The following is a 14,272-nucleotide window of genomic DNA, read 5'->3' as shown; positions in this document are numbered from 1 at the left end:
CCATGATAGATAATGCTACATTTTCTCAGTTAAAACAGGATGTTGGTGATGACTTAGCTAAACAGCTTTTGCAAGTCTATATCACTGAATCCAGTCAAATTGTTTCAAGCCTAGCTGATCCAAACAAGCAAACTGACATCGAAATCAATGCACATAGCTTAAAAAGCAGTAGCCTGAGCTATGGTGCATTAGCTGTCGGAAAACTTGCCGAACAAATTGAAATGAAAGCTAAAGCAGAACAATTCGATGACCAACTTGTTAGCCTAATCAGTACGTTGCAAGATCAATTTACACAGACCTCAACCCACGCGCAGAGCTTGATCAGCGCGAATTAATTGCTCATGCTCAGTCTCTAAACTGAGCGGCATTTTTAAGATTTCCCCAAACACCGTGCTTAATTGCTCTATATCGTGTTGTTGATTAGCCGATTTCACCACATCATTAAAATGCGAAACAATTTCACTAAGTGCATCTAAAGAAATACTTAAATCGCAAAAACTATAGCCCAGCATGCCTTCAAGCCAGTCAACAGGTTTCATATCGAGCGATTTAATAACACTGGTTTCTTTAGCGATGTTTTCAATAAACACTCTACATGCCGATGTGTTTTGTACGGCTTTGGCAATATCTTCTACTAACATGGCTGGCATAACACTGGTAATCAGACTGCCTGGGCCAATAATAAGCATATCTGCGTTTTCTATTGCTTGAATAACACCTGGTGCGGCATTTACATTTTGAGAGAGGGTGACGTAATCGGGTAATTCAGCCAGAGAATCAATTTCGCATTCGCCAAATACTTTTAAACCAGAAGGTAACACCGCAAGTAAATCGGTAGGTTCATCTGACATGGGTAAAATAGTTTCAGAGTTTCCTAACATTGCGTTAAACCATGCTACTGCTTGAGTCGCAGAGTTTGTTTGCTGCGTTAAACTTAATAATGCTAAATTACCCAAGCTGTGGCCATCGAGTTCACCGCCATTAAAACGGTGGTGAAATACTTGATGAATAAGTGAGTCATTATCTGCAAGCTGTAAACAACAGCGCCGTATGTCACCCAATGCAACAACATCTTGACTATTTCTTAGCTTGCCAGTGCTACCACCATTATCGGTTGTTGCTACAATCGCAGTTAGTTCTGCACAATGAGGTCTAATAGCACTGAGCATATGAGATAAACCATGGCCACCACCAATGCATACTATTTTCATGATTCTTACCCCTTATTCGTTCAATACTACTTAAAAAGCATAGTCTGTACCAAAAGGTTAAGTTTTATAAGGCAATGAAATTTAAATACTTTATTTTCTAGGTTTAGTGTCTACACTAAAAGTGGGGCATTTATTTGCAATATGCGACGCAATATCAACGTGGAAAAGCAATGGCTGAATTAAATTTACAACAGTTACAGAGTGAACTTCGCAAGTTTCACGGTATAAATGACAGTCGAGCGTTGAAAGCGCAGCTTGAACATGTATTAGCTCCGTACTTTACTTTTAACGAACTTTGTTTAATCAATATCGAACATGACAAAGCATCTTTCGAAATGAGAACCACAAAACACCTTGAATTTGATGAACAATTACTAAAGGAAATACTAAAATCCAGTAACGACGAATGGTGTTTTTTTAATACTAACCATGTTTTCCTAAACTCAGAGCCACTTAATGATGCCTTGATATTTAAAGTCACCTTGTCTGAAGAAAGCATGCAATGTTTTGTGTTTTTTTCAGTTAAAGAAAGTGACTATTTTTCTAAAAAAGCATCAACAGCGCTCCATGTGCTATTACAGCAAGTAGCATGGCAGTATTCACAATTAACACGTTTAAATAGGCAAAAATTTCATTCAACATCGTTATTAACTCGCCTTGGAGAGCTGTCAGAATTATTTAGAGACTTTGCCAGTGAATGGTTTTGGCGCACCAATAAAGAAGAGCGGTTTATTAATGTGCTGACCACAGCTAGCCACAGTAATTTATATAAACGTCATTTTTTACATAAAAATTTCGATGCGATCATTACTCAGCAAGAACAAAAACAGCTTAAAAAATGGTCTCACTTTAAACATCTTTTAGCCGAGCATGCTGAGTTTCTTGATTTTGAGTTTGAAGTTAACTCCTCACCATCGGCATGGGTATCATTTAGTGGCAAGCCACAGTTTGATGCGCAGGGTCAGTTTAGAGGGTACCTCGGAATTGCAAAAGATATCACAGTAAACAAAGACCGTGAGCAAGCTTTGCAATTAGCTAAAGAAAAGGCAGAAGAAGCGAATCTTGCTAAATCTAAATTTTTAACCGTGATGTCACATGAAATACGTACCCCTATGAATGCGATAGTCGGAATGTTAGATTTACTTGCTGATTCAAAGCTTAGCGACAAACAAAGCCGCTGGCTTGATTATGCTAATTCAAGTGCCGATTTATTACTTGATTTAATTAGTGACGTACTGGATTTTTCTAAAATTGAAAGTGGCTCATTAGATTTAGACATTAAAGCAACCGACATCAATGCCTTGGTGAAGAATATTGCATCACAGTTTTTAGAGATAACACAAGGCACTAACGTTGTTTTTTCTACACAAATCAAAGACGGCTTACCGGATAAAATAAATATTGATAGTGCGCGAGTAGGGCAAATACTTTTTAATATTCTTGATAATGCTTTTAAGTTTACCAAAGTGGGGACGGTCAATTTTGTAGCAGATTACACTGACCAATACCTACACTTTGAAATATCAGATACCGGGCAGGGAATATCTCCTTCGCATATTGATTCAATTTACGATGCCTTTAAACAACATGACTATGGTGTAAACCGGCAGATTGAAGGGGTTGGTCTTGGCTTAAGCATAACAAAGAGCCTTGTTGATCTAATGAAAGGGGATATTAAAGTTGTTAGTGAACAAAATGTAGGTACTAAGTTTACAATTCAGATCCCCTATACGGTTGTCAGTGCTGATACCAAAGTAGTTGACGACGAAAACACATTAGAGCCTATCGCTATTTTGGTAACTGAAGACAATAAGACCAATCAAGTGTTGATTAAAGCTTTCTTAGAAAAGCTTAATCACCATGTCACATTGGCTGATCATGGCCAACAAGCAATTGAAAAGTTACAACAACAACACTTTGATTTAGTTCTTATGGACATGATGATGCCCGTTATGGATGGTATAACCGCAACAAAATACATTCGTGATGAATTAAAGATGACCTTACCCATAGTAGCGTTAACAGCCAATGCTTCGCATCAAGATAAAGCAATCTGTATAGATGCGGGAATGAACAAAGTATTAACTAAACCGATTCGTTTTCATGATTTAAATAGGGCTTTGAGGGTACTATTTAGTCAGTAACAAAGCCCCGAAGGGCCTTTTACAATACCATAGCTGCAATCCAACCGGCGATCAGCAACGGAATATTAAAATGAATAAATGTCGGTACCACAGAATCCCATATATGGTCATGTTGCCCGTCTGCATTTAAACCAGATGTTGGCCCAAGTGTAGAATCTGATGCGGGGGAGCCTGCATCACCTAATGCCCCTGCAGTGCCAACAAGCGCCGCAGTGGCCATTACTGAAAAGTTTAGTTCTAATGCCAGCGGTACAAATAAGGTGGCAATAATAGGCACCGTCGAAAATGAGCTACCAATGCCCATCGTTATTAGTAACCCAACAAGTAAAATTAATGCAGCAGCAAGTGGTTTATTCCCTTCCATAAGGCCAGCTGCTGAACTAACAAGGGAGGTGACATCACCTGTAGCTTGCATTACAGAAGCAAACCCTTGTGCAGAAATCATAATAAAGCCAATCATCGCCATCATAGCAACGCCTTTACTAAAAACATCACTATTTTGTTCCCACTTAACAACTCCAAATAAACTGAAAATCATTACACCAACTAGTCCACCTAATATCATCGAATTGCTAACACTTTGAGCTATTAACGAGCAAAGCACAGCTGCAATTCCCACAATGAGCACTTTTTTAGGTTGTTCGATAACAACATTTTGAGGTGTTTCAGTAAGCGGGTGTGGAGCATAGTCACGGCGTTTTTTATAACTAATAAACACTGCGATAAACAAACCTACAACCATGCCAAGTGCAGGGATGATCATTGCCATGGGCACCTGGGTATTCACAATTTCTAAACCATTATCGGTTAAGTTTTTATGTAAAATTGAATATAGGTATATTCCACCAAAACCATAGGGCAAAACCATGTACGAGGTTGCCAAACCAAAAGTTAAAATGCACGCAATAGCACGCCTATCTAAGCGCAGTTTGTTGAATATCACCAGCAACGGTGGGATTAATATCGGAATAAAGGCAATATGCACTGGGATTAGGTTCTGCGAAGAGATCGCGCAAAGTAAGATAATAACTAAAATAAAATAACTTAGCGTTGTTTCGCCTTTATGGCTGTGCTCATTCACCTGTTTTAACAGGGTTGAAGCAAGTATTCGGGTCAATCCTGATTTTGAAATAGCCACAGCGAATGCCCCTAACATGGCATAGCTTAATGCTATTTCTGCACCACCAGAGAGCCCGTCATTAAATGCATTCAGTGTTTCTGATAGACCAAGCCCGGCAGTTAGACCAGCAACAATCGCACTCAGTGTCATTGCGACAATAACGTTAATTCGGCAAAGTGTTAGTACCAGCATCAAAATAACGCCAATAATTACTGCATTCATGGTTTTCTCTATTTTGCTGTTTTGATGGAGTTTAACAGAAGTCGTACCTGCTTTTTGCGGTTTTGATTAAAAGCCTGTTGTTGATAACGTACTTCGATGAATATTTGTTCAAATTTAGCTAGTTTGCTGGCAACTGTTGGCTTTGAGCGCTTCATCAAAGCGATATTTTGCAAAGGAGTGTTTGTTTTATCGTAGTGAATTTGTTGTTTTTCAGCCCAGCGATAAAGCTGCATCAGTTCAAAAACAAGTGGTTCAGAACTGCGAGGTAAACGCTTGCTGTATAAAAAGTAACTGGTAAAACAAAGTGCGAGAGTAACCATAATTACCAATGGAGTTAACCAAAATGCATTATTACCAAAAAGCGCTTTAAATAAGTTTTGTTGCGATTGCTCGTCAAAAGTTAAAACCCAATTTGTCCATTTGTAATCAAGCTCTTCTAATTTTATACGAAGCCAATTAATCGCTTTTAAGTGACTCCAGCGCTTTAAGCCAAAGTTTAAATTATCATTAAACCGTTCGCTCAACGCTTGAAACTCTGACAACGAACCGTTGAGACGCTCAGGTGCAACAACTTCAGTTGCATCGAAAACATGCCAACGCTCATCGTAAAATACTTCAACCCATGCATGTGCATCATATTGGTAAATATTAAGGGTTTTGCCTTGTCGCTCCGCACCTAAGTAGCCTGATACAACGCGTGCTGGATAACCTGCGGCACGAAACATAAAAGCTGCTGTACTGGCGTAGTGGCCACAAAACCCACTCTTATTTTCAAACACAAACTGATCAATGGTGTTTTTATTAAGCATAGGAGTAGGAGTTAGGGTATAGCTAAATTGTTGCGTATTAAAATAGCCTAATAGAGCATTAAAATACGATTGTGCGGTAGTATTTTTATTGGCTAAATTATTTGCCAGCTCACGAGTCTTGGGATTACTTTCAACGGGGAGTTGTGTATAAAGTCGCTGCTCAAAAGGAGTTAGGCTATAACTAACTTGCGTACTTTGCACAGCATATTTAATATTTTTATTTAGATTGCCTTTACGTTTTAGTAAACCGTTGTATGTGCTTGCCACATTATTATGACTACTCGTGGCAAACCCTAACGCAAAAAGCCAGTTCGATGATGACGGCTCGGCAATAACATTATATTCAACGTTAGGTTCTTCTATATTGACACTACGATTGTCGTTAAATTGTTGAGACTTCAAAATGTCCGATACTAACCATTGCTGACCGTCAAAGGCATCATGAATTAAACTGCGCCAATAATAGGGCGCTTGTAAGGTCGAGTTCGGCTGCTCTTCAACTCTGAACACAAGGTCATCAGACTCTGCAAGCTTTGCAATTGCAAAAGGGTCAACTTGTTCAGATAAACCTGTTTTTGCAAGCTTTGGCCCCGGAAGTTGCCAAAATGCAGGGAGTTTAGGTAAAAATAAAATTAAAAAAACTGATACTGGTAATGCGAGTAAAACTGTTTTAATACTTTGCTTATTGGCAGCCTTAAAGCTTTTAGGGCTTGATAAATAACCCAGAACCGCAAAGTTAATGATGTAAAGCAAGCTGACAAGCAGGGTTTCTAAAATGCCTTGATAGAACAAATATACCGTGGAAAGGTTAAAAAATACCAGTAAACATACAGTTTGATACTGTTTTACAGCTTTAGCTTGCAACAATTTAAAAGTGCTAGCGAGTAACATCATAGATACAAACAGTTTAACTGTATCGCTAATCCCTACAGTTACAAACAGTGCAATTAAACACAGTGCCGCAAGGATATTTGCCATCAGTGCAGTGAGTTTTTTATAAAACCGGTCTAACACGAGATTAAAAAAACTTAAGCCGACTAATATGAATAAAAACGAACTAGGGATTTCACTAAATAATAAGCCACTGATTGCTATAAATAGGAATGATAAAACGGCATTAATAAGCGATAAATTCACAACTAATGCTCCGCTAAGGCTTTTAAACATGCTGTTTTATGGACATCACCAGACGCTTTTGAAATTTTCTTTTTTGGTAAAGTTAATGAAAAAGCGATTTGTTGTTCTGTAAGTTGATTAACTAAAAAACATAGCTGACTTAAGCGATACTCTGTATTACCACTTAGCATATTAAAATTAAGCGCTAACTCTTGAGTCGTATCACTGGTAAATTCTTTGCTCAACAATTGCTGTGTTTTTGCATAGTGTTTCCATGATACTTTATTCAAAGCTGAGCCTTTAATAAAAGGTGTTAATTGATAAAACTCATCAGAACCTGTTCTAGATTGAGCATTATCACCTGCATCGTTCAGCTCTTCATGTAACTCAATATCTAAGTTTTCTGCTGATTTAGGAGTAGGGTAAACATAGATCACATCACTAGGCTGAATATAACTCCACACAGACACTAAACCAAATGGAAAGTGACTTATTATTTTTGCTTTTTCAAGACCGTAAACACCACGTTTAGTACAGTTAAGTGCTATTTCAATGTTTTTTTTGTCCGAGTTATCCAGCGATATAGTCTCTGACTCTGAGCCAGATATCATTAATTTTATTTGTTGGCTACTAGAGGTTGATTGTAACTGATAGCGAGCATAGGGAGATTTTGGAGCATAACTATTTATAGCAAAAAGATACTTAACAGATAAACCGCGTATATTCTTATAACCAGTGAGAATCGAAAACACCAAAATAACTACCATCAAATAGGCCATCGCCAAGATCAGATTGTTTTGATAATTGATGCCCATCACAAAGTTAAGCAGTGCAATGAGTAAAAACTGCATGCCTAATTTAGAAGGTAATACATAAATGTTTTTATGTTGAAGAGAGATCTCATTAACGTTATGTTTATACTTCAAAAATTTATTGAAAATGGATTGGCCAATTTCAGAAATAATAAAAGCAGGGCGCTTTAACATGCTTATAAGCTTACAGGCACATGATTTAATGCATAGCCACTATCTTGATTGTTCAAACCAAGGCGGTGATCAGTCACACTGCTAAATACAGCTTGAACATCCTCAGGTAACACAAAGTCACGTCCTTCAATATAAGCCCATGATTTCGCTGCACGCGAAATAGCAATACTGGCTCTTGGCGATAAAGGATTAACAAAATGAGAGCTTTGGCGTGTGTAATCAACCAGTTCCAAAATATAATCAACAACCGCGTTACTCAACGTAACTGCAGATATTTCTTTTTGAATAACAGCAAGTTGCTCAGGGGTAATGCGAACTGGTAATTCATCATAATTGCGGTTATTCAAACCTAAAATTAAGCTTTTTTCTGCTTGTTTATCAGGAAAGCCTAAGCTAATACGCATGAAAAAACGATCTAATTGTGACTCAGGTAACGGGTAAGTACCTGATTGATTTACTGGATTTTGTGTTGCGATAACAAAAAATGGAGAAGGCAGGGCATGTTTAACCGAATCAACAGTAACTTGTTTTTCTTCCATGGCTTCAAGTAACGCACTTTGTGTTTTAGGTCCCGCGCGATTTATTTCATCTGCTAACACAACCTGACTAAAAACAGGGCCTTGATGAAAAGAAAACGCATGTTCTTTTGCATCAAAAATATTTGTTCCTAGTATATCTGATGGTAGTAAATCACTGGTGAATTGAATACGTTGGTAAGATAACCCTAAGACTGCCGCAAGTGCATGAGATAATGTGGTTTTTCCCATCCCAGGTAAATCTTCAATTAATAAATGGCCTTCGCTAAACAAACAAGCTAGAGCAAGTTTAATTTGTTGTTGTTTACCAAGAATAACAGTAGATAGGTCATCTATAATAAGATTGATTGTTGAGTTCATAAACTACTTAACTTGCGATGGTTTCCATCATTTCTAGGCGCTTCATGACAGTGTCGACTTTTTTGGCATTAAATGGTTTTGCAATAAAACCCTTAGCACCAAGTTCCCAAGTATTTTGCACATTCTCAAGACTATTATGGCCGGAACACATAACAACATGAGTATGTGGGTGATGGTCATTTAAGTATTCAAGGATCTCAGTGCCGTCTGTATTAGGAAGCTCAATATCTAGAAAGATAACATTTGGAGACTTTTCCTCAATAACAGTTTTTGCTGATTCAAAATCTCGGCTTTCTAAAATATCGTCAAAACCCAGACCAGTTAAAATTTGATTTAAATAATCTCTGATATCTTGCATATCATCAATTATCAAAATTGGCTCTAACGGTTTCACAAATTCCATATCGTTTACATCTTATCGTTACATCTCAAGTTGATAGTTTTAATATATGCTATGGAGTAGCTAAGCTCAAGAAACAGCCACGAATTAAATGAATAAGTTGATAAAACACCACTGAAATGTCCGATACCGCCTAGTATTGGACTTAGCATACACAGAGTGTAGGTGTGGTTATGTATAGATTCATTACTTCCTATAATTTATATTATGTTAAATAAGGTATTTATCTTTATAAGCAGCCTGATTAGTCATTAGTGTAATTAGCACTTTAACTCTGGATCGATCCAGTTTAATGTGTCATAAATTCACACTACTATTCATCTGGTTAGACATACATTAGATTTAAGGAACTTAAATTTTGATATTTTAACGCTGGATCCCTTTGTTGGGATTTGGTTTGAACAATTCTGCCATTTGATGGCTGAAAACTGACATTATTTGCATATGCTAATAACGCAACGCTACGTGAATTAAATTTAAGTGCGTGCACCAAGTTGCCTATTTATTTACGTAGCGCGTCATATCTTTCACTTTTTATTACGCCGGTTGTATTTCTCTTTAGCTTCTCTTACAAAGTTTTCGTTTTCTGTAATTCTCTTTACAAGTTCATCGACCGCACCCATCGAATAAAGGTGTCTGTCTGATACTTTAATGTAATGATGATACTCGTTGTCGTTAGATTTCCATTTCAACTTGTGAATACAAGCGTCGATACAGTTGGTGTTTAAAGATGGTTTTGCTCCAGCTGTGTACACTAAGCAACGCCCTAGCTTTACGTCATCATATTTTTGCAGCTTCTCTAAAACGCTAGACAGCAATTTGCTTCGTGTAAATGGATGGGACTTTTCAGGGTTTACCGCTTTTTCTACCATCAGTACGTTCTTGAGATTCTCAATGTCTTCTTTCTTGCCATTGGCCTTGGCAAGTATCACCTGTGTACCATTCTGATCCTGCGTATACATCAAAGACACGTTAATCGGTATGGCAAACGTAATGTCATCCGCTGCTTCGATATCTTGTTCTAATTGGCTAGCTAATTCTAATATTTGATCTGCGGCGGAACCATAAAGCGACTTTAATAGTGACGCCGGTGGTAGTTGGAAATCTCCAACCAGAGATAGCATGCCTGTATGTTGGGAAGAAATAAATGGCACTTCAGCGAATGACTCAAACTCAGCTGAAAAATTTAGTACGCCTGACTGGAATATTCTGGACGCAATCGACTGAATCTCTGGCATTAATAAATGAACAGCTTCATCGCGCCAGTCCGCTATAATTTCAATATTGCGGCGAATATTATTTTTCTGCTCATAGATCCTGTCTAAGCACACACGTAACGGTATCGTGCGTTTCAATCCTTTCTTACCATTAACTTTTTCGTATACCTTGTGCTCACCATCTCTCTCAATTAGTTTAGCTTTTAATAATTGTTCCCATGCTGTACAGAACAACATCACAAAGCCATCGAGTTTATTCTCCAATGAGGGTCTGTTATACAACTCTAATGCCAGCATCATATTATCTTTAGACTTTTTAAGTAGAGCCTTGGCTAGATTGCTTTTACACTTATGCCCAAGTTCTTGAAAGTGCTTGCTTTGGGATAACCGCTTCTTAAACTCAGTTAGCGTAATGCCAACGGTATTTATTGCCTCAAACTTATCAGCCGAAACCTCAACCAAGAATTGTGATATCTGACGCTTGTTTAAATATGTCTTAAATGTATTTGCCTCCCAACCGGTGGCAGCAATTACATCTTCACGACTAAACAGTTGGCCAGCGTTTTGCTTTTTCTGTAGAAAGGTAAAGAATTTTTGTTGTCGATCATCCTTTTTCTTAACTGGCATCCCTACTCTCCTATTGCCTTAGCCTCGATTTCCTTTATCTTATTTCTTAGTTCCATCACTGCGCCATCATCAAATAGCCCAAAAACACCTTCGAAATGTATGTCGGAAAACGGTGGTTTTGCAAGCATGGCTGGGCTCATCACGCCGTTTTGAGTTAAGTAGTCGATGATGGTGTTAACGAAGCGCAGTTGTTGGCTGTTGAACTTGGTTTCATCCAAGTAATCCGCAAAGGCTTCTTTAGCAGCTCCACGGTCTAGACCGACTAACTCTCGGATGAATACGCCTAATGATTTGTCCGGGTGAATGGTTTTAAGATATGAATCCATATCACCGATTCCACTGGCTTCATACAGCTTATTGTCTAGCTCATCCAAGTCCAGCTTGGTGATGGATTGGTTACGCTTGATACGTTGAATAGTTAGGTTATCCTGATGCTCTCGAATATAAGATTCAACACGTTTGCGATATAGCTCTAGACCTCCTTCGCCAGTGAACTTATAAACACCTTCATTCTCTTCTACACCTAACACTTCGTCTTGGAAATCGGTGTAAACCACTCCTTTGCTTTCTTTTTCGATAAAGCGCATTAACAAGCGAAGTTTACGGCGTGTTTGTTCTAATTCTTCTAAGGTTAAATCCGTCCAGAAGTTGGCGGATTGTACGTATTGGATCCACTCTAGCTGTTCACCAACGGCTGGTACGCTAGCTTTGCTTTCTAGTTTTGATGCAATTTGAACTAGCTTGTCACGGTAATAATCACTGATGCCGGTTTTCTCGGTTAGAGCGAGCTGCATGGTCAACAGCATATGGTCGAAGCGTAAAGCGAGCTCTTCTTCTTTTTCATCTGGCGTGATTGGCTCAGCTTCAGTTGGCAATACTGCTACTTGCTTTTCTAGCTCCGCTAGGTTTTCGTTATCAAGTTGCCACCAGGCCTCTAACTTTTGGTATTTCTCGACCACCTTACGATTTGGACGCACGATAAAGTTATCTAGATTCATTCCAAAGACTCGATTATGCAAAGTTTCGATGAGGTAGCGCTGGTACTCAGCCCCGTAAATTCCGAATTCTTCGTTATCTTTTAGCTGTTGAGATAGTGTTAAGCGCTTCTCAAAAATGGCTTGCGAGAGTGACTTGCTGCCACTGTCTTTGGCACCATCTGGATTCATTTCAAAGTATTCAAAGTTCATACAGCAGTCGAAGACTTTGAAGAACAGCTTATGATCATCAGGCCCAAATAGGTTTTCACACAAACGGGTGCCACGGCCTAACATTTGCAAAAACTTTACCTTAGATTTAATTACCTTGAAGAACATCAAGTTAACCACTTCTGGCACATCTATCCCAGTATCTAACATATCCACAGATACAGCGATAGTCAGTGGAATGTTCGGATCTGCTGGTTTCTTCTCGCCTTTAAACTCGTCTATTAACGAATCAACGTAGGTTTCCTTATAGGTGATAACTCGTGCGAACTTGCCTTTGTATTTAGGATAATTAGCATCAAAGCGCTCGACTATAAATTCAGCGTGATCATTGTTGGCGGCAAAAATGATGGTTTTACCCAATCGGTTACCACCGGCAACTCGAACACCTCGTTCCATTAAGATCTTGAGTGCTCTATCTACCGTATCTTTATTGAACAGGAATTGATTCACTTCACTGGGTAACACTTCATCTCGGTCTTCAAGCTGTTCTTTGCTTTCCCACTGTTCTTTTTCTTCATCTGAAAGCTCGGAATAACGAATACCACTGCGAACAAAGCCTAAATTAATCTTAACGTCTCTAGGCGGAACCAAGAATTTATCGTCAATCGCTTCTTGTAATTCATAGGCAAAGGTTGGGTCGCCATCAGGCTGATCGAATATATCGAAAGTGTTTTTGTCTATTTCGCTTTTCGGTGTTGCGGTTAAGCCAAGTAACAAGCCATCAAAGTAATCAAAGATATAGCGATACTTCTTGTAAACACTGCGGTGTGCTTCATCGACAATAACCAAATCAAAGTGGCCAACACCAAATAAACGAGTATCAGGTGCTGTGCTTAGTAGGTTCATCATGGTTGGATAAGTGGAGAGGTACAAGCGCCCTTTCAAGGTATTGGTGCCACTAGATAATATTTCCGGTGATGACTTGGGCAACAACTTTGAGAACTCTTTCTTGGCTTGGTTTACCAGGGCGTTACGGTCAGCAAGGAATAAGGCGTTTTTAACCCAACCAGCTCGCATAAGTAAATCTACCAAGGCAATAGTGGTTCGCGTTTTGCCTGTGCCTGTGGCCATTACTAATAGTGTTTTCCTTTCTCTCGCTTCGTATTTCTTGTTACCGTTGTCGTCAAGTTCTATTGATTGAAATTTTTCACAAACCGATTCAATTGCTAAGCGTTGATACGGTCTGCCTTTACCGGCAATATTGGTATTGATCTCTATATCTTTTAGGTCTAGAGCTAGCGTACGCCGGTCAACGATGCGTTGCATTTCATCCTGATTCATAAACCCTTGGACTAGGCGCTCTGTATAATTTGTATCATCCCAAAAATAAATATCGTAACCATTGGTATAATAAATTAGCGGACGCTGGCCACCGAACTGAGGATCATTTTCTAAACAGTCAGCATATAGCTCAGCTTGGCGTTTACCTTCTTTGGCACTGCGCATGGTTCTTTTAGCTTCGACTACCGCTAAAGGCTTTCCATCTTTTCCCCATAACACGTAATCTACAGAGCCATTCCCATTGGGGTTTTGCTTAGAGATAGGCATTCCCTTGACCGGAAATTCGATAACATTTGGAGCGTCTAACACCCAATCCATCTCTTTCAAATACTGGTCAATCAGGTATTTACGAGTGGCAGCCTCATTGTAATCATGTGTATCGTTTGCCGGATCTGCTTCTTTTTCATTTTGCGTTACACGCTCGCGTAATTTCTCGCGAAGTTCATCACGTTCTCGACGAAGCTCTGTATTCTCTCTTAGTTTTTCCTCTAACTCCTTTTGTCGCTCTTGATTGCTTCTATCTAGCTCTTTTTGAAGCTCTTTGAGCTTCTTGGCACTGGTCATCACCAGTTTGGCATCAACCTGAATGGTCTGTGGTACTTTGCTTAAATCAAACACCTGATCGGTTGCAGGCTTGACTGAGGTATAGGTGCGATAGAACCAATAAAGAATGTGGTGCAGTTCTTTTAGGCTTTGGGTTGATTCCGGCGGTAGGACCTTACGTTCACTGTGAACCGCATTGTTACCGGCCTTTTGCACGGCCTTTATTTTGGGAAATACTGTACTGCCAAGTGAGCGCTTGAACTCGGCTTGGTTGATTAAGGTGTTTAAGGTGGTGTCGTACTTGGGTTTAGTTCGAGCTAGCCAAGGGTCGAACTCATACATCCAGTAAACGGCACGCTCTAGTGTATAACGGCTATAAAAACAGCTTGAACGAGGATCGGAGTTAACCACTGCCTCGGCTTGCTTTGCGTGCTCTTGTAACTCTGGCCATTCCGCTAAAAAATCAAAGTTCGACATCGGCTTTCCTTATCTAAT

10 protein-coding genes are annotated in these 14,272 nt (G+C 39.1%); 2 read left to right on the top strand and 8 right to left on the bottom strand.

Features of this window, described 5'->3' with window-relative positions; translation table 11 throughout:
- Positions 1-2: 2 nt before the first annotated feature.
- A complete protein-coding gene (locus AAEU31_RS16250; protein ID WP_199526498.1) occupies positions 3-335 on the top strand; it encodes an Hpt domain-containing protein in 333 nt (110 codons plus the stop codon).
- Here AAEU31_RS16250 and AAEU31_RS16245 read toward each other — a convergent pair.
- Positions 300-1,211 carry a gluconeogenesis factor YvcK family protein gene (locus AAEU31_RS16245; protein ID WP_138557539.1) on the bottom strand — a complete coding sequence of 304 codons (912 nt, stop codon included), beginning with the start codon at positions 1,209-1,211 and terminating at the stop codon, positions 300-302. The genes AAEU31_RS16250 and AAEU31_RS16245 overlap by 36 nt on opposite strands.
- Positions 1,212-1,381: 170 nt before the next feature.
- Here AAEU31_RS16245 and AAEU31_RS16240 point away from each other — a divergent pair, with 170 nt between their 5' ends.
- A complete protein-coding gene (locus AAEU31_RS16240; RefSeq protein ID WP_421967745.1) occupies positions 1,382-3,355 on the top strand; it encodes a response regulator in 1,974 nt (657 codons plus the stop codon).
- A 19-nt stretch (positions 3,356-3,374) separates the two neighbouring features.
- Here the strand turns inward: AAEU31_RS16240 and AAEU31_RS16235 are convergent, their stop codons facing one another.
- The 7 genes from AAEU31_RS16235 to AAEU31_RS16205 form a co-directional block, all read right to left on the bottom strand.
- Positions 3,375-4,697 (bottom strand): Na+/H+ antiporter family protein, encoded by a 1,323-nt coding sequence (locus tag AAEU31_RS16235; RefSeq protein ID WP_421967744.1) that lies wholly within the window; start codon positions 4,695-4,697, stop codon positions 3,375-3,377.
- A gap of 8 nt (positions 4,698-4,705) precedes the next feature.
- Complete coding sequence (locus AAEU31_RS16230) at positions 4,706-6,643, bottom strand: transglutaminase TgpA family protein (RefSeq protein WP_421967743.1); 1,938 nt, start codon at positions 6,641-6,643, stop codon at positions 4,706-4,708.
- Positions 6,644-6,645: 2 nt separating this feature from the next.
- Positions 6,646-7,608, bottom strand: coding sequence for a DUF58 domain-containing protein (locus AAEU31_RS16225; protein WP_421967742.1), 963 nt, complete (start codon positions 7,606-7,608; stop codon positions 6,646-6,648).
- A gap of 2 nt (positions 7,609-7,610) precedes the next feature.
- Positions 7,611-8,504, bottom strand: coding sequence for an AAA family ATPase (locus tag AAEU31_RS16220; RefSeq protein WP_421967741.1), 894 nt, complete (start codon positions 8,502-8,504; stop codon positions 7,611-7,613).
- 7 nt (positions 8,505-8,511) lie between these two features.
- The gene (locus AAEU31_RS16215) at positions 8,512-8,907 is read right to left on the bottom strand and encodes a response regulator (protein ID WP_135924536.1); all 396 of its coding nucleotides are present in this window, start codon (positions 8,905-8,907) and stop codon (positions 8,512-8,514) included.
- 524 nt (positions 8,908-9,431) lie between these two features.
- Positions 9,432-10,748 (bottom strand): DUF3644 domain-containing protein, encoded by a 1,317-nt coding sequence (locus AAEU31_RS16210; protein ID WP_421967740.1) that lies wholly within the window; start codon positions 10,746-10,748, stop codon positions 9,432-9,434.
- A gap of 2 nt (positions 10,749-10,750) precedes the next feature.
- Complete coding sequence (locus AAEU31_RS16205) at positions 10,751-14,254, bottom strand: DEAD/DEAH box helicase family protein (RefSeq protein ID WP_421967739.1); 3,504 nt, start codon at positions 14,252-14,254, stop codon at positions 10,751-10,753.
- Positions 14,255-14,272 lie beyond the last annotated feature (18 nt).

The sequence above is a fragment of the Pseudoalteromonas thalassia genome, assembly GCF_049257215.1.
GTDB lineage: Bacteria > Pseudomonadota > Gammaproteobacteria > Enterobacterales > Alteromonadaceae > Pseudoalteromonas > Pseudoalteromonas lipolytica_C.
This window is presented reverse-complemented; position numbering and strand designations above follow the sequence as displayed.

Excerpts from the sequence above, each read along its gene's own strand:
- AAEU31_RS16215 (WP_135924536.1), bottom strand. The coding sequence starts at position 8,907 with ATGGAATTTGTGAAACCGTTAGAGCCAATTTTGATAATTGATGATATG.
- AAEU31_RS16250 (WP_199526498.1), top strand. The coding sequence starts at position 3 with ATGATAGATAATGCTACATTTTCTCAGTTAAAACAGGATGTTGGTGAT.
- AAEU31_RS16220 (WP_421967741.1), bottom strand. The coding sequence starts at position 8,504 with ATGAACTCAACAATCAATCTTATTATAGATGACCTATCTACTGTTATT.
- AAEU31_RS16245 (WP_138557539.1), bottom strand. The coding sequence starts at position 1,211 with ATGAAAATAGTATGCATTGGTGGTGGCCATGGTTTATCTCATATGCTC.
- AAEU31_RS16205 (WP_421967739.1), bottom strand. The coding sequence starts at position 14,254 with ATGTCGAACTTTGATTTTTTAGCGGAATGGCCAGAGTTACAAGAGCAC.
- AAEU31_RS16235 (WP_421967744.1), bottom strand. The coding sequence starts at position 4,697 with ATGAATGCAGTAATTATTGGCGTTATTTTGATGCTGGTACTAACACTT.
- AAEU31_RS16240 (WP_421967745.1), top strand. The coding sequence starts at position 1,382 with ATGGCTGAATTAAATTTACAACAGTTACAGAGTGAACTTCGCAAGTTT.
- AAEU31_RS16225 (WP_421967742.1), bottom strand. The coding sequence starts at position 7,608 with ATGTTAAAGCGCCCTGCTTTTATTATTTCTGAAATTGGCCAATCCATT.
- AAEU31_RS16210 (WP_421967740.1), bottom strand. The coding sequence starts at position 10,748 with ATGCCAGTTAAGAAAAAGGATGATCGACAACAAAAATTCTTTACCTTT.